At 68.4% G+C, this 18,448-nt stretch carries 15 protein-coding genes; 10 read left to right on the top strand and 5 right to left on the bottom strand.

Going from position 1 to position 18,448, the window contains the following annotated elements; genetic code table 11:
• The first annotated feature begins 216 nt into the window (after positions 1-216).
• From ngcE to IEZ19_RS18305, 3 genes are all read left to right on the top strand, one after another.
• Entirely contained in the window at positions 217-1,665 is a 1,449-nt protein-coding gene (gene ngcE / locus IEZ19_RS18315) for an N-acetylglucosamine/diacetylchitobiose ABC transporter substrate-binding protein (RefSeq protein ID WP_189312271.1), read from the top strand.
• An 84-nt stretch (positions 1,666-1,749) separates the two neighbouring features.
• A complete protein-coding gene (locus tag IEZ19_RS18310) occupies positions 1,750-2,676 on the top strand; it encodes a carbohydrate ABC transporter permease (RefSeq protein ID WP_189312270.1) in 927 nt (308 codons plus the stop codon).
• 4 nt (positions 2,677-2,680) lie between these two features.
• On the top strand, positions 2,681-3,604 hold the full coding sequence (locus IEZ19_RS18305; RefSeq protein ID WP_189312269.1) for a carbohydrate ABC transporter permease: 924 nt from the start codon (positions 2,681-2,683) through the stop codon (positions 3,602-3,604).
• 223 nt (positions 3,605-3,827) lie between these two features.
• On the opposite strand, the gene IEZ19_RS18300 is transcribed toward IEZ19_RS18305, so the two are convergent.
• From IEZ19_RS18300 to IEZ19_RS18285, 4 genes are all read right to left on the bottom strand, one after another.
• Entirely contained in the window at positions 3,828-4,610 is a 783-nt protein-coding gene (locus IEZ19_RS18300) for an ABC transporter permease (protein ID WP_189312268.1), read from the bottom strand.
• Entirely contained in the window at positions 4,607-5,599 is a 993-nt protein-coding gene (locus IEZ19_RS18295) for an ATP-binding cassette domain-containing protein (protein ID WP_189312354.1), read from the bottom strand. Before IEZ19_RS18295 ends, IEZ19_RS18300 begins: the two co-directional genes overlap by 4 nt.
• A gap of 86 nt (positions 5,600-5,685) precedes the next feature.
• Positions 5,686-6,528 (bottom strand): DUF4097 family beta strand repeat-containing protein, encoded by an 843-nt coding sequence (locus IEZ19_RS18290; protein ID WP_189312267.1) that lies wholly within the window; start codon positions 6,526-6,528, stop codon positions 5,686-5,688.
• Between the two features lie 88 nt (positions 6,529-6,616).
• Entirely contained in the window at positions 6,617-7,135 is a 519-nt protein-coding gene (locus IEZ19_RS18285) for a toxin-antitoxin system HicB family antitoxin (protein WP_189312266.1), read from the bottom strand.
• An 835-nt stretch (positions 7,136-7,970) separates the two neighbouring features.
• Here IEZ19_RS18285 and IEZ19_RS18280 point away from each other — a divergent pair.
• The 7 genes from IEZ19_RS18280 (at position 7,971) to IEZ19_RS18250 (ending at position 18,033) form a co-directional block, all read left to right on the top strand.
• Positions 7,971-9,170 (top strand): ROK family transcriptional regulator, encoded by a 1,200-nt coding sequence (locus tag IEZ19_RS18280; protein WP_189312265.1) that lies wholly within the window; start codon positions 7,971-7,973, stop codon positions 9,168-9,170.
• A 133-nt stretch (positions 9,171-9,303) separates the two neighbouring features.
• Positions 9,304-10,407: a substrate-binding domain-containing protein gene (locus tag IEZ19_RS18275; RefSeq protein WP_189312353.1), complete on the top strand. Its 1,104-nt coding sequence runs from the start codon at positions 9,304-9,306 to the stop codon at positions 10,405-10,407.
• 192 nt (positions 10,408-10,599) lie between these two features.
• On the top strand, positions 10,600-11,391 hold the full coding sequence (locus tag IEZ19_RS18270; protein WP_189312264.1) for an ATP-binding cassette domain-containing protein: 792 nt from the start codon (positions 10,600-10,602) through the stop codon (positions 11,389-11,391).
• On the top strand, positions 11,388-12,680 hold the full coding sequence (locus IEZ19_RS18265) for a sugar ABC transporter permease (RefSeq protein ID WP_189312263.1): 1,293 nt from the start codon (positions 11,388-11,390) through the stop codon (positions 12,678-12,680). Before IEZ19_RS18270 ends, IEZ19_RS18265 begins: the two co-directional genes overlap by 4 nt.
• A 228-nt stretch (positions 12,681-12,908) precedes the next feature.
• Complete coding sequence (dxs, locus tag IEZ19_RS18260) at positions 12,909-14,834, top strand: 1-deoxy-D-xylulose-5-phosphate synthase (RefSeq protein WP_189312262.1); 1,926 nt, start codon at positions 12,909-12,911, stop codon at positions 14,832-14,834.
• Between the two features lie 134 nt (positions 14,835-14,968).
• Complete coding sequence (locus tag IEZ19_RS18255) at positions 14,969-16,498, top strand: amino acid permease (protein ID WP_189312261.1); 1,530 nt, start codon at positions 14,969-14,971, stop codon at positions 16,496-16,498.
• Positions 16,499-16,578: 80 nt separating this feature from the next.
• Positions 16,579-18,033 carry an ArnT family glycosyltransferase gene (locus IEZ19_RS18250; RefSeq protein ID WP_189312260.1) on the top strand — a complete coding sequence of 485 codons (1,455 nt, stop codon included), beginning with the start codon at positions 16,579-16,581 and terminating at the stop codon, positions 18,031-18,033.
• Between the two features lie 4 nt (positions 18,034-18,037).
• On the opposite strand, the gene IEZ19_RS18245 is transcribed toward IEZ19_RS18250, so the two are convergent.
• Positions 18,038-18,418, bottom strand: a complete 381-nt coding sequence (locus IEZ19_RS18245) for a PIN domain-containing protein (protein WP_189312259.1) — start codon at positions 18,416-18,418, stop codon at positions 18,038-18,040.
• Between the last annotated feature and the right edge of the window lie 30 nt (positions 18,419-18,448).

Raw genomic sequence — 18,448 nt, 5'->3', positions numbered from 1 at the left:
CGGATTTTTCCGGCAAGGCGCACACAGGCGTCTCAGATTTCCGTGAGGTCTCAACTCGGAAAAGACCCATGGCCAACCTTGCATTCGATCTTGCTCAGCTGGCGGGAAGTGGACTATACCTGTCGGCGTTTCCTGCACGACCCTGCACTACCCGACCGCGGTGCCGGGGAGGATCCGGTTCACCGCCTGAGTCCTGGAGAAGGTGAGGACTTGAGCATGGGATCCACTTCCGCAGCGAACGGTTCCGAAGGCGTGGGACGGCGTGATCTGATCAAGCGGTCCGCCGCCCTGGGTCTGATCTCCGTACCCACGATGAGCTTCCTGTCCGCGTGTGCGAGCAGCGGTGGTGACAGTCAGGACAAGGCCGAGTCCGGCAAGAAGACCGCGAAGAACCCGCTCGCCGTCAACGACACCGCCGGCATGGAATTCGTGCTGTTCGACGGCGGCTTCGGCAAGGAGTACGCCCAGGACGCGGTGAAGGTCTACGAGAAGGCCTTCCCGAAGGTCAAGGTGAAGTTCTCCGCCACGCAGAAGATCCAGTCGACCCTCCAGCCCCGCTTCAACCAGGGCAACCCGCCGGACCTCATCGACAACTCCGGCGCCGAGCAGATGGACATGGGCGTCCTGGTCGGCAAGAACCAGCTCGCGGACCTCACCCCGCTGCTCGACGCGCCGTCGTACGACGACCCGAACAAGAAGGTCCGCGACACGCTGCGCCCCGGCATCGTGGAGATGGGCCAGTTCGACGGCAACCCGGTCTGGATCATGTACTACGCCTACACGGTGTACGGCGTCTGGTACTCGCAGAAGGCCCTCGACTCGCTGGACGCCCAGTACCCGGAGACCTGGGACGAGATGCTCGCGGTCTGCGAGAAGGCCAAGAAGAAGGGCATGGCGGGCTGGACGTACGCGGGCAAGTACCCGTACTACATCCCCTTCTCGCTCTACCCGATGATCGGCAAGGTCGGCGGCCGCGAGGTCCTCGACGCCATCGACAACCTGGAGCCCAACGCCTGGAAGCACCCGGCCGTCAAGGCCTGCTTCGAGGCCTACTACGAGCTCTACAAGAAGGGATACGTCCTCAAGGGCACCCCGGGTCTCGACCACATCCAGTCGCAGACCGCATGGGCCCAGGGCAAGGCGCTGTTCATCCCGAACGGCTCCTGGGTGGAGAACGAGTCGGCCAACGTCATCCCGGCCGACTTCAATCTGGCCGTCTCGGCGCCGACCGGCATCGACAGCTCCGACAAGCTGCCGTTCGGCACCATCTGGGCGTCCGGCGGTGAGCCCTTCATCGTCCCGGCCAAGGCGAAGAACGCCGCGGGCGGCATGGAGCAGCTGCGCATCATGCTCAGCGAGGCGTCGTCGAAGAACTTCACGGCCAAGGTGAAGTCGCTGACCGCGTACAACGGCGGCACCGACGGCATCTCCCTCACCCCGGGCCTCAAGTCCGGTGTCGCGGCGCTGGAGAAGGCCGGCCAGAACGTGGTGAACCCGCGGCTCCAGGACTGGTACGTGCAGCTCCAGAAGGAGAAGATCGGTGTGGCCGGTCTCGGCGAGATGATGGCGGGCCGGCTCACCCCGGCCGAGGCCATCAAGAAGATCCAGGGCTTCGCCGACGAGGCCGCCAAGGACACGTCGATCAAGCACTACAAGCACCAGTGACGATCCGTCGCCAGGGCCTGTCCGGCGAATTCCGCCGGACAGGCCCTGGCGACGGCACCCGCGCAGAGATCGGGGTCGGCAGTAATGCAACACGGTAAGTACCGGTTCATCGTGGGGTTCCTGGCGGTGCCCCTGGGGCTGTACGCGCTTTTCGTCATATGGCCGTTCATCCAGTCCATCTACTACTCGTTCACGGACTGGACCGGTCTGAGCCCCGAATTCAAGATGGTGGGCTTCGACAACTACAAGAGGATGTTCGACGACGAGATCTTCTGGAAGTCGTTGCAGCACAGCCTCCTGTTCGCGTTGCTGCTGCCGGTGGTGACGATCAGTCTGGCCCTGTTCTTCGCCTTCATGATCAATGTGGGCGGCCGGCGCAGAAAGGGCGGCCCGGTGATCTCGGGCGTCCGGGGCTCCGGCTTCTACAAGATCGTCTACTTCTTCCCCCAGGTGCTGTCGATCGCGATCGTCGCGCTGCTGTTCCAGTTCGCGTACAACCCCGACAGCGGCGCCATCAACTCGATCCTGCGCGGGATCGGCCTCGACAGCGTCCAGCCGCTGTGGCTCGGTGACCCGGGGCTGGCCCTGTGGGCCGTGATGGCGGTGCTCGTCTGGTCGACGGTCGGCTTCTTCGTCGTCCTGTTCTCCGCGGGCATGGCGTCCATCCCGGCCGACCTGTACGAGGCGGCCCTGCTGGACGGCGCGAGCCGCTTCACCACCTTCTTCCGCATCACCCTGCCGCTGCTGTGGGACACCGTGCAGTCCGGTTGGGTCTACATGGGCATCCTCGCCCTGGGCGCCGAGTCGTTCGCGGTCGTGCAGATCATGACCGTCGGACCGGGCGGCCCCGACTACTCGACCACGGTGATGGTCCTGTACGTGTACCAGAAGGCGTTCCGGGACGGTCAGGCCGCCTACGCCACCACCATCGGCGTCGCCCTGCTCGTCGTCACACTCGCCTTCGCGGCGGTCGTGATGCGGCTGGGCCGTCGCGAGCGGCTGGAGTTCTGAGCAGATGAAGACGACCGAGACCCCCGCTCCCGTGCCGGCCGAGTCGGGCGTGCCCGTGGCCAAGGTCGACATACCCGCCGCGGGGCACGGCCGGCAGAAGAAGCAGGGCAACGTCCTCAACGCCTTCTCGCACGGCTTCCTGATCCTCTGGGCGTTCATGGTGGTCATGCCGCTGCTGTGGGCGGTGATGACGTCCTTCAAGGACGACCGCTCGATCTTCAGCTCGCCCTGGGCGCTGCCGGACAAGTTGCACTTCGACAACTGGTCGCGAGCCTGGACCCAGGCCAACATGAGCGACTACTTCCTCAACACCATTCTGGTGGTGGGGGGTTCGCTGATCGGCACGCTGGTCCTGGGCTCCATGGCGGCGTACGTCCTGGCCCGGTTCGACTTCCCGGGCAACCGTTTCATCTACTACCTGTTCATCGGCGGCATGAGCTTCCCGATCATGCTCGCGCTGGTCCCGCTGTTCTACGTCGTGAACAACATGGGGCTGCTGAACACGATCCACGGCCTGATCCTGGTCTACATCGCGTACTCGCTGCCGTTCACGGTGTTCTTCCTGACGGCGTTCTTCCGGACGCTGCCCTCGTCCGTCGCGGAGGCGGCCTTCGTCGACGGCGCCTCCCACACGCGCACGTTCTTCCAGATCATGCTGCCCATGGCCAAGCCCGGCCTGATCAGCGTCGGCATCTTCAACTTCCTGGGCCAGTGGAACCAGTACATGCTGCCGACGGTCCTGAACACGGACCCCGACAAGCGCGTCCTCACTCAGGGCCTGGTCCAACTGGCGGTCAGTCAGGGCTACAAGGGAGACTGGTCTGGCCTGTTCGCGGGCCTGGTCATGGCGATGCTGCCGGTCCTGGCGGCGTACATCGTCTTCCAGCGCCAGGTGGTCGCCGGCCTCACGGCGGGTGCGCTCAAGTAGGGACACGTCACCGGCACAGACCTCTGCCACTCCCGGACTCCGGTTCCACGGAGGGGTGTTCGGTCCGCGCGAGGCACGTCCTGCCGGACGCCGGTGTGGGCGGGGTCGTCCGGAGGCCTCCGCGAAGCCCTTGCGGGACCGCTGCGGGCGGAGGGCCCCTGTGTGCGTGAGGCCCTCCGCCGTGGTGTGTGTACGAGATCGACCGGGCTCGGAAGACGGGCTCTCAGCGTTTGGTGGTGCTGTTGAACAGCGAGCGCGACCAGACGTAGCCGACCAGGGTGATGCCGGCGCACCAGGCGAGCGAGATCCAGCCGCTGTTGCCGATCTCCGAGCCGGAGAGCAGACCGCGCAGCGTCTCGGTCATCGGCGTGAACGGCTGGTTCTCGGCGAACCAGCGCAGACCCGGCGACATCGAGTCGGCCGGCACGAACGCGGAGCCGAGGAACGGCAGGAACTGGATCAGCAGCGGCTTGTTGCTCGCGGACTCGACGGTCTTGGAGGCCAGGCCGAGCGCCACCGCCAGCCAGGTCACCGCGAACGCGATGGCCGTGAGGAGACCGGCGGCGGCCAGCCACTCCAGTGCGCTCGCATCCGACCGGAAGCCCACCGCGAGCGCGACACCCACGACCGGGACCATGCACACCATCGTCTGGATGACGCTGCCGATGACATGCCCCGTCATGAACGACGAACGCGTGATGTTCATGGTGCGGAAGCGGTTGATGATGCCCTCGGTCATGTCGGAGCAGACCGCGATCGAGGTCGACATCCCTCCTGCCGCCACCCCCATGACGATGATGCCGGGCGTCAGGTAGTTCACGTACGCGTCCTGGCCGCCGCCCACGCCGGCACCGATCGCGTCACCGAAGGCGTACACGAACAGCAGCAGCATCAGGATCGGCGTCAGGGCGCTGCCGAACCCCACGGCTGGATAGCGGATCGCGTGCTTCAGGTTGCGCCGCGTCATCGTCATCGAGTCGTGCACGGCGTAGGTGAGGGTGCTCATCGCAGGGTCTCCTTGACGTGGAGGGACGTACCGGTGCTGCCGTCGCCGGTCAGGGTGAGGAACACGTCGTCGAGGTCGGGGGTGTGCGCGGAGAAGTCGGCGGCCCGGATGCCGGCGGCGTCGAGCCGGTCGAGCAGGGCGCGCAGCGCGTCGAGGCCCGCGTCGCCCGCCACACGCAGGGCGAGGTTCTCCTCGTCCCGGGCCGCGCCGGGGAAGGCGGCGGCCGCGCGCTCGTACTCGGCGGACTCGGTGAACCGCAGCCGTACGTGGCTGCCCGGGATCCGCGCCTTGAGCTCGTCGGCGGTGCCCTCGGCGACGATCCGTCCGCCGTCGAGCACGGCGATCCGGTCAGCCAACTGGTCGGCCTCGTCGAGGTATTGGGTGGTGAGGAAGACGGTGGTGCCGCCCGCGACCAGCGAGCGCACCGTGTCCCACATGGTGCGGCGGCTGCGTGGGTCGAGCCCGGTCGTCGGCTCGTCCAGGAAGATCACCTGGGGATCGCCGACCAGTGTCATGGCGAGGTCGAGCCGGCGCCGCATACCGCCGGAGAAGGTCGCGGCTCGGTTGTGCGCGACGTTTGCGATGTCGAACCGCTCCAGCAACTTCTGTGCACGGAAGCGCCCTTCACGCTTGCCGAGGCGCAACAGGTCGGCCATGAGGAGCAGGTTCTCCTCGGCGGTGAGCAGGTCGTCGAGCGCGGAGAACTGCCCGGTGACACCGATCGCGGCGCGTACGCCGTCGGGTGAGGTGGCGACGTCGTGCCCGGCCACCTGGGCCTGGCCGCCGTCGGCGGCGATGAGCGTGGACAGAATCTGCACGGTGGTGGTCTTGCCGGCGCCGTTGGGCCCCAGCAACGCGAACACGGACCCGGCCGGGATGCGCAGATCGATGCCGTCGAGCACGGTCTTGTCGCCGTACGACTTGCGCAGACCGATGGTGGAGACGGCGGCGGGCGCCTGCGGGCCGCCACCCTTTCTGGGTGTGGGCATGACAGAAGAAGGCATGGAGCCCTCCCTTTCGAAGGCTTTCGAAGGCTGAAGTCGCCGGGCTGAATGGGCGAATGTCCGGCCGGTGCTCAGACCCGGGCGCGGCGGATGTCGATGTTGCCGAACCGGGTCCGGGCGCGGACCTCGACCGTGTCCTCGGCCTTCTCCGGGGCCTCGGACGCGGCGAGCGCATTGCGCACCTGCCCGTTGCGCGAGCTGACGTCGAGCCAGGCGGCCGTACCCTCGCGGACGCCGACCTCGATGGCGCCGTAGGAGGTCTCCAACTGGACGGTGCCACGGGTCACTTCGGCCACGCGCAGGGTGCCCTGAGCGGTGGTGGCGGTGACCGAGCTCTCGGCGCGCTGGATGTCGATGTCGCCATGGGCGCCGCTCACCCGGAGGTCGCCGATCGCGGCGCCGACCACCGTGGTGCCGTGCGAGTTCTTCAGGACGGCGGGGCCGTCGACGGTGCCGACGCGCAGGCTGCCGAAGCTGGTGGCGATCTCGGCCAGGCCCTCGATCCGGTCGACGGTGATCGAGCCGTGGGAGGCGGTCAGTTGGAGCGGCCCGGCTGTGCCGAGGCGGACGTCACCGCCCGAGGTCTTCACCCGCACCTCGCCGAGCCGGCCCTCGCCGAGCACTTGGGTCCAGGAGCCGGTCACTGCGACGCGCGAGCCCGTGGGCAGGTCGACCGTCACATCGACGGAGCCGGTGGGCCCGACGAAGCGGCGCTCCTTCGTCGTGACGGTCAGGACGCCGCTCGCGTACGTGACCTCGGTCTGCTCGGCGGCCCGCACGTCCTTGTCCCGCTTCGGGCTGCCGGGCCTCACCTCGACGACGGTGTCGAGGCGGTCGCTCGCGGTGAACCGGATGGAACCGGCGCCCACGTGTGCGGTAACCGAAATCGGTTCGGGAGTGTCGAAAGAAGGCATGGCTGTACCGTCCTCATGAGTCCTTGAGGCGTCCCCGCTGGTGGGACGCGGTGTTGGTGGAGTGCTCTTTTCTCGGGGGCGGGCGCGGCTAGCGCACCCAGCCCGTGAAGCTCTGTCCGGCGGTGCGGGTCCTCTCCGGCGTACGCGGCCGCGTACCGCCGTCGACCGCGGCCGACACGGCCCGCACCAGCCACGCGTTGACCGACAGGCCCTCGCGGCTCGCGGCCTCCTCCGCGCGGGCCTTGAGGTGGGCCGGCAGACGCAGGTTGACGCGGGCGGTGCCGCCCTCGTCGCCGTCGGCGGGTGCCTGCGCCGGGAGCGGTTCGGCGGGCACGGGGGCGGCTGCCGTGGAGCCGCTGTCGGTGGGCGGCAGCGTCACCACGAAATCGGGGTCGAGCCCGCGCAGCCGTACGTCGACCGAGCCCGGGGCGAGCTCGCGGGTGATCTCGTCCATCGCGGCGGAGAGCACATTGAGCATGGTCAGACGGGTCGCCGACTCCAGAGGGGCGGTGAGCCGCTCGGCCAGCTCGCGAGCATCCTCTCCGCCGGCTTCGGCGGCCACCGCGAGTTCGCGGCGGAGGGTGTCGACATACGGGGTGAGGTCCATGACGTCATAGTGGCACCACCATGGCGCCATCTGCAAGCCCAGATGGCACCTTTGGTGGCGTGAACTCAAGGTTCACTGCCCTGAATTGCGGAAACGTGAAGGGATCAACCTGAGTCATTGGGGAGTCACGCACGCTCACGCGCCTTCGGTGCCGTGGAATGGCGCCGGATGACACCGGGTGGTGCCAAGCGGTGCCATCTTTGCGTCATCTGACGCCACGCCGCGCCGGGGACTCCGTCACGAACCATGAGCCGGCCCGCACCACCGTTCACTCTCGGCTCACACCGACCCCGGCTCCCGGGTTCACGGGTGTGGTGTGCGGAGTGTGACCCCGCACGCTTCCCGCTTCGATCTGCATGCGTGTGGCATTCGTCACTCCGCGCCCGTCACGGTGCTCCTCGCCTCGCGTTCGCAACCGTGTGTCGGTGACCCGCTCTTGCGTCTCCGCCTTCCAGGCTCACCCTTTGCCCGACCCTTCACGGCAGCAATTCGCACGCCAGTCTCATTCGGCCCCTGTGTCGGCCCCCAAGGTTTCCCGGCTGAAGGATCAGGTAAGTGGTCCGGTGCCCCGCGAGGCGCTTTGCAGCGACCCTGCGGACGTCCGGCGTGCCCCTCGTGGGGCAACGACGACCTGCTCCGGGGTGGCGCGCGCATGTCCGGAGGGTGTCCAGAGCGGGTCGGGAGAAGTGACAGCGATTTCCGTCTAGGTCTTGACTGCGGCAACCCGTTCGGCAGAGCTTGGAGTTCATAACTTGTAATTGGCCCGGTTCCGCAGATGTGACCTGGGCCACGGGTGGCATCGGCCGCCCGGCCGAAGGCAGGAGTGGATGGGTCGATGGAGACTCCGGGGTCGCAGTCGTCGCTGCACCGAGCCAACCTGGAACGAGTCGTACGGGCCGTGCGGCTGGCCGGGTCGCTCACGCAGGCGGAGATCGCACGGACGACCGGCCTGTCCGCGGCCACGGTCTCCAACATCGTGCGGGAACTGAAGGATGGCGGAACCGTCGAGGTCACGCCCACTTCAGCAGGTGGACGCAGAGCCCGCAGCGTCTCCCTGAGCGGCGACGCCGGCATTGTCATCGGCGTCGATTTCGGGCACGCCCATTTGCGCGTGGCGATCGGGAATCTCGCCCACCAGGTGCTGGCCGAGGAGGCCGAGCCACTGGACGTGGACGCCTCCGCCAGCCAGGGCTTCGACCGAGCGGAACGGCTGGTCAACCGACTGATCGAGGACACCGGCGTATCTCGCGCGAAGGTCGCCGGCGTGGGCCTCGGCGTACCCGGACCCATCGATGTCGAGTCCGGCACCCTGGGTTCCACCGCCATCCTGCCGGGCTGGAGCGGCACCAAGCCCGCCGAGGAGCTGCGCGAGCGGCTCGGCGTGCCCGTGCACGTGGACAACGACGCCAACCTGGGCGCCCTCGGCGAGCTGGTCTGGGGCAGTGGCCGGGGTGTGCGCGACCTGGCGTACATCAAGGTCGCCAGCGGTGTCGGCGCCGGCCTGGTGATCAACGGCAAGATTTATCGGGGACCCGGCGGCACGGCGGGTGAAATCGGACACATCACTCTGGATGAGTCGGGGCCGGTCTGCCGCTGCGGCAACCGCGGATGCCTGGAGACCTTCACGGCGGCTCGGTACGTGCTTCCGCTGCTCCAGTCCAGCCATGGCACCGATCTGACCATGGAAGGCGTCGTACGGTTGGCTCGCGCCGGTGACCCGGGCTGTCGACGGGTCGTCGCCGACGTCGGCCGCCACATCGGCTCCGGAGTGGCCAATCTCTGCAACCTGCTGAACCCCAGCCGGATCGTCCTCGGCGGCGATCTCGCCGAGGCCGGAGAACTCGTGCTCGGGCCCATCAGGGAGTCCGTCGGCCGTTACGCGATCCCCAGTGCGGGACGGCAGTTGTCCATTCTCCCCGGGGCGCTCGGGGGTCGTGCGGAGGTGCTCGGTGCGCTCGCTCTCGCACTCAGCGAGATGGGCGATTCGACCCTTTTGGACGGAACGTTGTCCGCGGCGGAACCTGCCTTCACTTAGAAAACGGATGGCACCGTTGCCATCTCGTTAAGGATTTACTTCTTGACGTCGCACGTGTGGCCGAGTTGACTTCCAGCCACCTCGGCCGCAACGACGCGGCCTCGTCAGGGAGGTTTCTGAAGTGAACACGCGTATGCGTCGTGCGGCCTTCGCCGTTGCTGCTGGTGCCATGGCTGTTTCGCTGGCCGCATGTGGCAGCGCCAAGGAGTCGGGTGGCGACTCCTCCTCGTCGTCGTCCTCCAGCGCCAAGAAGGGCGACGCCATCAAGGTGGGTCTGCTTCTCCCCGAGAACCAGACCGCGCGTTACGAGAAGTTCGACCGCCCCTTGATCGAGAAGAAGGTCAAGGAACTCACGAACGACAAGGGCAAGATCGTCTACGCCAACGCCAAGCAGGATGCCAGCCTGCAGAACCAGCAGGTCGACACGATGATCACCAACAAGGTCGACGTGCTGATCGTGGACGCGGTGGACTCCGCGGCCATCAAGAGCTCGGTCCAGAAGGCCAAGGACTCCGGCATCCCGGTCGTGGCCTACGACCGCCTGGCGCAGGGGCCGATCAGCGCCTACACCTCGTTCGACAACGAGACCGTCGGCAAGACCCAGGGCGAGGCGCTCCTCACCGCGCTCGGCTCCAAGGCCAAGTCCGGCAAGATCGTCATGATGAACGGCTCCGTCACCGACCCGAACGCCGCGCAGTTCAAGAAGGGCGCCCACGAGGTGCTCGACGGCAAGGTGAACGTCGGCAAGGAGTACGACACCAAGGACTGGAAGCCGGAGAACGCCAACGCCAACATGGAGGGCGCCATCTCCGCCCTCGGCAAGAAGAACATCATCGGCGTCTACTCCGCCAACGACGGCATGGCCGGCGGTATCATCACCGCCCTCAAGGCCGCCGGTATCAAGGTCCCGGTCACCGGCCAGGACGCGGAGCTCGCGGGTGTGCAGCGCATCGTCGCCGGTGAGCAGTACATGAGCGTCTACAAGCCGTACGCCCCCGAGGCCGACGCCGCCGCCGAGATGGCCGTCGCTCTCGCCCAGGGCAAGGCGCTCGACTCGATCGCCAAGGACAAGGTCGACAGCCCGACCACCAAGCAGGTCCCGTCGGTCCTGGTCCCGGTCCAGTCGCTGACCAAGGACAAGATCAACGACACCGTCATCAAGGACGGCGTCTACACGGTCGCGGACATCTGCACCGCCCAGTACAAGGCGGCCTGCGACAAGATCGGCCTGAAGTAACCGGCCGAACGTCCTTGTCCCGGGGGGGAATCGGGGGGAATAAACACCCCCTGACTCCCCTTCAGGACTGGCGAACGAAGGCTCCTCCGGCGCCCCGCATTCATCAGCCCCGCAAGCTCGTTGCGGGGCGCCGGACGGAACATTCCCCACAAACTTCTGCACAACCTCCCGCCGGGTCAGGCGGCGAAGGAGATGGTTCACGTGTCCGCTACGCCCGTGCTGGCGTTGCGCGGGGTCTCCAAGCGGTTCGGTGCCGTTCAGGCGCTCACCGACGTAGAGCTTGAGGTCCACGCCGGTGAGGTGGTCGCCCTGGTGGGCGACAACGGCGCCGGAAAGTCCACGCTGGTCAAGACGATCGCCGGCGTGCACCCCATCGATGAGGGTGTCATCGAATGGGAAGGCAAGCCCGTTCAGATCAGCAGGCCGCACGACGCCCAGAGCCTGGGCATCGCGACGGTGTACCAGGACCTCGCGCTCGCCGACAACATCGACGTCGTCGGCAACCTGTACCTGGGCCGGGAGATCCGCCGGTACGGCATCCTGGACGAGGTCGAGATGGAACGCCGCTCGCGCGAGCTGCTGACCACGCTGTCCATCCGTATCCCCAGCGTCCGTATTCCGATCGCCTCGCTCTCCGGTGGCCAGCGCCAGACCGTGGCCATTGCCCGTTCGATGCTCGGTGAGCCGAAGCTCGTCATCCTGGACGAGCCCACCGCCGCCCTCGGCGTCGAGCAGACCGCACAGGTTCTCGACCTGGTCGAGCGACTGCGTGAGCGCGGTCTCGCCGTGATCCTCATCAGCCACAACATGTCCGACGTGAAGGCCGTCGCCGACCAGGTGGCGGTGCTGCGTCTGGGGCGCAACAACGGCGTCTTCGAGGTCAAGACGACCTCGCAGGAAGAGATCATCTCCGCCATCACCGGCGCCACGGACAACGCCGTGACCCGTCGTGCGGCGCGCACCACTGGGGAGATCAAGAAGTGAGCATCGACAAGACTTCCGCGTCTCCCGAGGACCACGTCGTGGAGAACCCGGACGCGGCCCCCCAGGCCGTCACCGCCGTCGACCCCCGACTGCTGGTGCGCGAACAGGGATTCAAGGGCTACATCACCGAGTTCAAGCGCAAGATCAAGGCCGGTGACCTGGGCGCGCTCCCGGTCGTCATCGGTCTGGCGATCATCTGGATCATCTTCCAGAGCCTGAACTCCAACTTCCTGACCGCGGGCAACCTCTCCGACATCTCCGTCGCCATGGTCGGCACGGGCATGATCGCCGTCGGTATCGTCTTCGTGCTGCTGCTCGGCGAGATCGACCTGTCGGTCGGCTCGGTGAGTGGTGTCGCCGGTGCCGCCTTCGCGGTGTTGACGGTCACCCACGGCATGTCGTCCTGGCTGGCCTTCGTCCTGGCCATCCTGACGGGCACGGCCGCCGGTGCGATCCACGGCTTCGTCTTCGCGAAGATCGGCGTGCCCGCGTTCGCCGTCACGCTGGCCGGTCTGCTCTTCTGGAACGGCTTCATGCTCCAGATCCTGGGCGACAGCGGCACCATCAACCTGGACAGCGAGGGCCTCGTCGCCAAGCTGACGAGCTACTACTTCACCGACGTGGCCGCCGCCTACGGGCTCGCCCTCGCGGTGACGGTGCTGTACTTCCTCAGCTCCTACTTCGGCAACAAGCGGCGCGAGGCCGCGGGTGTGCCGTCCCGGCCCCTGAGCGAGATCATTCTGCGCACGGTGCTGCTGGCGATCCTCTCGTTCGTGGTGGCGGCCGTCTACAACCAGTACAAGGGCCTGCCGCTGGCGGTCGTGATCTTCATCGGCGTGCTGCTGATCACCGACTTCGTCCTCCGGCGCACCCGGTACGGCCGGATGATCTTCGCCCTCGGTGGCAGCGTCGAGGCCTCCCGGCGTGCCGGTATCAACGTGGAGATGGTCCGGATCTCGGTCTTCGCGATCTCCGGCACCTTCGCCGCGATCGGCGGTCTGTTCATCGCCTCGAAGATCGCCTCCGCCAACCAGGGCGCCGGTGCCGGTGACCTGCTGATGAACGCGATCGCCGCGGCGGTGATCGGTGGTACGTCGCTGTTCGGTGGCCGTGGGCGCACGTGGAACGCGCTGCTCGGTGTGCTGGTCATCGTGTCGATCCAGTACGGCCTCGCCCTCGAGGGCATCGCCTCGCCGGTCCAGTACATGATCACCGGTGGTGTTCTGCTGGCGACCGTCGTCATCGACGCCATCACACGTAAGACGCAGAAGACCGCGGGTCGGGCGTAGTTCCCCTGATCGCCACAGGGCTGCGGGTGCGATGGCGAGTGCCGGTCGTACGCGGCTGGTCGCGCCCACGCGGTGAAGCGGCGTATTGACACCGCCCCGTGCCCCTTCAGGCCGGCAGAAGTGCCCGGTGCCCTTGAGGCGCCGGGCACTGTCGTGTCCGATGTGGACGAACATTAGACTCGTCGGGCCCGGCAACAGCTCGATCAGCTCAACTGCAAGGAGGCACGGGTGCCGCTGCTGACCCGCATCAGGGGACCGCGCGATCTGGACCGGCTCAGCCTGGAGGAGCTGGAACAGCTGGCACAGGAGATCCGCACCTTCCTCGTGGACGCCGTCTCCAAGACCGGCGGCCACCTCGGCCCCAACCTGGGTGTGGTGGAGCTCACCATCGCCCTGCACCGTGTCTTCGAGTCACCGAAGGACAAGGTGCTGTGGGACACCGGTCACCAGTCCTACGTGCACAAGCTGCTCACCGGGCGTCAGGACTTCTCCCGGCTGAAGATGAAGGGCGGCCTGTCCGGCTACCCCTCGCAGGCCGAGTCCGAGCACGACGTCATCGAGAACTCGCACGCCTCGACCGTGCTCGGCTGGGCCGACGGTCTCGCCAAGGCCAACCAGCTGAAGCAGCGCGACAGCCATGTGGTCGCCGTCATCGGTGACGGGGCGCTCACGGGCGGCATGGCCTGGGAGGCGCTGAACAACATCGCCGACGCCAACCGGCCCCTCGTCATTGTCGTCAACGACAACGAGCGGTCGTACGCCCCGACCATCGGCGGTCTCGCCAACCACCTCGCGACCCTCAGGACCACCGACGGGTACGAGCGCTTCCTCGCCCGGACCAGGGAGGTCCTGGAGAAGACGCCCGTCGTCGGCAAGCCGCTGTACGAGACGCTGCACGGGGCGAAGAAGGGGTTCAAGGACTTCATCGCGCCGCAGGGCATGTTCGAGGACCTCGGGCTGAAGTACGTCGGTCCGATCGACGGGCACGACATCGAGGCGCTGGAGTCGGCGCTCGCGCGGGCCAAACGGTTCGGCGGGCCCGTCATCGTGCACTGCCTCACCGAGAAGGGCCGCGGCTACCAGCCCGCCCTCCAGGACGAGGCCGACCGCTTCCACGCCGTCGGCAAGATCCACCCCGACACAGGCCTGCCGATCGCCTCCTCCGGCGCCGACTGGACGTCCGTGTTCGGCGAGGAGATGGTCAGGCTCGGGCGGGAGCGGGAGGACGTCGTCGCCATCACGGCCGCGATGCTCCAGCCCGTCGGGCTCGAGAAGTTCGCCAAGGCCTTCCCGGAGCGGGTGTACGACGTCGGCATCGCCGAGCAGCACGGCGCCGTCTCCGCGGCCGGGCTCGCCGCCGGCGGGGTGCACCCCGTCTTCGCCGTGTACGCCACCTTCCTCAACCGCGCCTTCGACCAGGTGCTGATGGACGTCGCGCTGCACAAGTGCGGTGTCACCTTCGTGCTGGACCGGGCCGGCATCACCGGCACCGACGGCGCCTCCCACAACGGCATGTGGGACATGTCGATCCTTCAGGTCGTGCCCGGCCTCCGGCTGGCCGCTCCGCGCGACGCCGACCAGGTCCGCGCCCAGCTGCGCGAGGCCGTCGAGGTCGAGGACGCGCCGACCGTCGTGCGCTTCTCGAAGGGCGCCGTCGGCCCCGCCGTACCGGCCGTGGGCCGCGTCGGCGGCATGGACGTCCTGCGTGAGCCGGGGACGGACACGCCCGACGTGCTGCTGGTCTCCGTGGGCGCCCTCGCGCCGATGTGCCTGGAGGTCGCCGACCTGCTCGACAAGCAGGGCATCTCCACCACCGTCGTCGACCCGCGCTGGGTCAAGCCCGTCGACGAGGCCATGGCCCCGCTCGCGGAGCGGCACCGCGTGGTCGTCACCGTCGAGGACAACTCCCGTGTCGGCGGCGTCGGCTCTGCGATCGCGCAGGCTCTGCGGGACGCGGGCGTCGACGTCCCGCTGCGCGACTTCGGCATCCCGCCGCGCTTCCTCGACCACGCCTCCCGCGCCGAGGTCCTGGCCGAGATCGGTCTGACCGCCCCCGACATCGCCCGCCAGGTCACCGGACTCGTCTCCAAGCTGACGGGTGGCCGGTTCGGCCGGGCGACCGAAATCGAATCCGTGGAGCCCGCGCGCGACTGACGTGTCCGATGGGCCGGTTTCACCACAGTCAGGGTGGTGAAACCGGCCCATTTGCGTGAATGCGCCCATGCCGGGGCATACGTACCACGCCCCCTCTCGATCATGTCGAGGACGCCAAGCGTGGGAGGTACCCCGTGAGAAGTACTCTCTTCCGGACGAAGAAGGTCGAGCAGTCCATCCTCGACACCGAGGAGCCAGAACACGCGCTCAAGAAGTCCTTGTCCGCGCTGGATCTGACCGTCTTCGGTGTCGGCGTCATCATCGGCACCGGCATCTTCGTCCTGACCGGCAAGGTCGCCAAGGAGAACGCGGGCCCTGCCGTCTCCCTGGCCTTCGTCGTGGCCGGCGTGGTCTGCGCGCTCGCCGCGTTGTGCTACGCCGAGTTCGCCTCCACGCTCCCGGTGGCGGGCTCCGCGTACACCTTCTCGTACGCCTCACTCGGGGAACTGCCCGCCTGGATCATCGGCTGGGACCTGGTCCTGGAGTTCGCGCTCGGCACGGCGGTGGTGGCCGTCGGCTGGTCGGGTTACATCCGCTCGCTCCTCGACAACGCGGGCTGGCACCTGCCGGAGTACCTCTCCGGACGGGACGGCGCCCACGGCTTCGGCTTCGACATCCTCGCCGCCGCGCTGATCCTGGTCCTCACCTGCATCCTCGTGATCGGCATGAAGCTGTCCGCGCGGGTCACCGAAGTCGTCGTCGCCATCAAGGTGGCGGTCGTCCTCATCGTGATCATCGCCGGCGCCTTCTTCATCACGGCCGACAACTACAAGCCCTTCATCCCCAAGGCGCAGCCCGTGGCGGCGGGCGGCAGCCTCAAGGCCCCGCTGATCCAGCTGATGGTCGGCTGGGCGCCGTCCAACTTCGGCGTGATGGGCATCTTCACGGCCGCCTCCGTCGTCTTCTTCGCCTTCATCGGCTTCGACGTCGTGGCCACCGCCGCCGAGGAGACCAAGAACCCCCAGCGGGACATGCCGCGCGGCATCCTCGGCTCCCTGCTCGTGTGCACAGTGCTGTACGTGGCGGTGTCCATCGTCGTGACCGGAATGCAGCACTACAGCCAACTGTCCGTGGACGCCCCGCTCGCCGACGCGTTCAAGGCCATCGGACACCCCTGGTACGCGGGCGTGATCAGCTTCGGCGCCGCCGTCGGCCTGACGACCGTCTGCATGATCCTGCTGCTCGGGCAGACCCGGGTGTTCTTCGCGATGAGCCGCGACGGACTGCTGCCCCGCTTCTTCTCCCGCGTCCACCCGCGCTTCCGCACCCCGCACCGGCCGACCATCCTGCTCGGCGTGGTCATCGCGGTCATCGCGGGTTTCACCAGCCTGAGCGAACTCGCCCAGCTGGTGAACATCGGCACGCTGTTCGCCTTCGTCGTCGTCGCGATCGGTGTGATCATCCTCCGGAACACCCGGCCCGACCTGCACCGCGCCTTCCGTACCCCGTGGGTGCCGGTCCTGCCGATCGTGTCCGTCCTCGCCACGCTGTGGCTGATGCTGAACCTGCCCGCCGAGACCTGGCTCCGGTTCGCGATCTGGATGGTCATCGGCTTCCTCGTGTACTTCCTCTACGGCCGCTCGCACAGCCGCCTCGCCCGGCACGAGGAGACCACGGTCGCCGACGTGAGCGGTGACCGGCCGCCCGGAGACGCCCAGGCGTAGCCGACCGCGGTTCAGTTCGTCACACCAGCCCCGTATGTCCTGCTTCGTCAGGGACTGCGGGGCCGGATAGCGTGCTGCCCATGCTCGCCGCGCCCCTGGCCCCCGTCCGGTCCGCAGCAGCCGTACGGACGGCGTACTGGACGCGGCTCCTGCCGGCGCTCGCGGCGCTGGCCTGCGTCACCCGGGCGCCGTCGTTCGCGCGGCCGCTGTGGAACCCGGACGAGGGTTATCTCGCCGTACAGGCCCGGATGCTGGCGCACGGCGGACAGCTCTACGAAACGGTCGTGGACCGCAAGCCGCCGCTCGTGCCGTGGCTGTACCAGGCGGCGTTCGCGTTCGGCGGCTCGGGGTCGCTGACGTCGGTACGGGTCCTCGCGGTCCTCGCGCATCTGTTCACCGCCGTCCTGCTGGCCTCCCTGGCCCGCCGCCGCTGGGGCGACACCGCGGGCCGTACGGCCGGGACGCTGTATCTGCTGGTCTCCGTCGGACTCAACCCCGAGGACGCGCAGGCCGCCGTCTTCGAGGTGTTCATACTGCCCGGCACGGCCGCCGCCATGTGGTGCGCCGACCGCCGCCGCTGGGGCGCGGCCGGGGTCGCCGTCGCCTGCGCCGTCCTCGCCAAGCAGACCGGCGGGGCGGTGCTGGTGCCGGTGCTGTGGCTGCTGCACCGGCACGGAGCCGGGCGGAGCGGGCTGCTGCGGCTGGCCGCCGGGGTGGTGCTCCCCGTGCTGTGCGCGGCGCTGCTCACCGACCCGGCGGGCTTCGTGTTCTGGACGGTCACCGGCTCGGGCGCGTACGCCTCCCTCACCGGCTCCGAACTCCACGTCCTCGGCCGGGGACTGGCCAACACGGCCATCCTGGCCGCGGCCTGTGCGGGCCTGCTCCCGCCCCTGGTACGGGCCCTGCACACGACGACCCGTACCCGAGCCACGGACCTGTGGCTGTGGCTCGCCTCCTCCGCCGTCGCCGTCAGCCTCGGCTTCCACTTCTTCGGCCACTACTATCTGCAACTCACCCCGCCGCTGGTCCTGTTGGCGACAGCCGCGCTGCGAGACCTGCCCCGGGAACGGCTGACGGCGGCGGTCGTCACCTCCGTCTGCTGCTGCACGCTGTTCCTGACCTGGGGCCTCGCGGCCCCGCGCCCCGAACTCGCCCACGCCCAGCGCCTCGCCGCTGCGGTCGCCCACCGCACGTCACCCGACGACCGCGTCCTGGTCTGGGGCATGCACCCGGAGACGTACTGGCTGGCCGACCGCAGCCCGGCCAGCCGCTATCTCACCGCGGGCCTGCTCACCAACTACAGCGGCGGGCGCGACGGTCCCCAGGTCGGCGAGAAGTACGCCGTCGAGGGCGCCTGGCCCGTCTTCCGCGCGGAACTGGCCCGCCACGCCCCGGCCCTGGTGATCGACGACTCCCGGGGCAAGCCGTACGGACCGGACCGGCTGCCCAGTCTGCGACGGCTGCTCGCGGCGCGGTACGAGGAGGTGGGGACGGTCGACGGAGCGGTGCTGTACGCGCGCGTGCCGGGCGAGTAGGGGCTCAGGGGGTGCCGCCCAGGACCGACCGAGGCCCGGTGACCTCCGCGTCCGACTCCATCACCCTGCGCCGCAGTTCCCGGTCGGCCGTGATGACCAGGCAGGCGCGGCCGCGGTACTCCTCGACCAGCTCGACGATCCGGTCGTCACCGCTGCCCGGCGCCGACACCACCCGCACACCGGGCGCGGACTCCACCCCGCGCGCGGCGCCCTCGACGACGAGCACGATCTCCACCGGGTCCGGATGCCCCGGCAGCCCCTCCGAGGCCAGCCGGTCCCGCAGCCGTTCGGCGGCACCCTTGCGGTCCCGCCACCATCCGTCGGGCACCGATCCGACCACGTTCGCGGCGTCCACGATCACGAGCAGAGGCGCTTCCACGTCCATGCCTCAAGGGTCCCACGAAGCGCTGATCAG

It is taken from the genome of Streptomyces brasiliensis (assembly GCF_014647875.1).
Taxonomy (GTDB): Bacteria; Actinomycetota; Actinomycetes; order Streptomycetales; family Streptomycetaceae; genus Streptomyces; species Streptomyces brasiliensis.
Note: the sequence above shows the minus strand (reverse complement) of the source record. Positions and strands in the feature narration are given on the sequence as shown.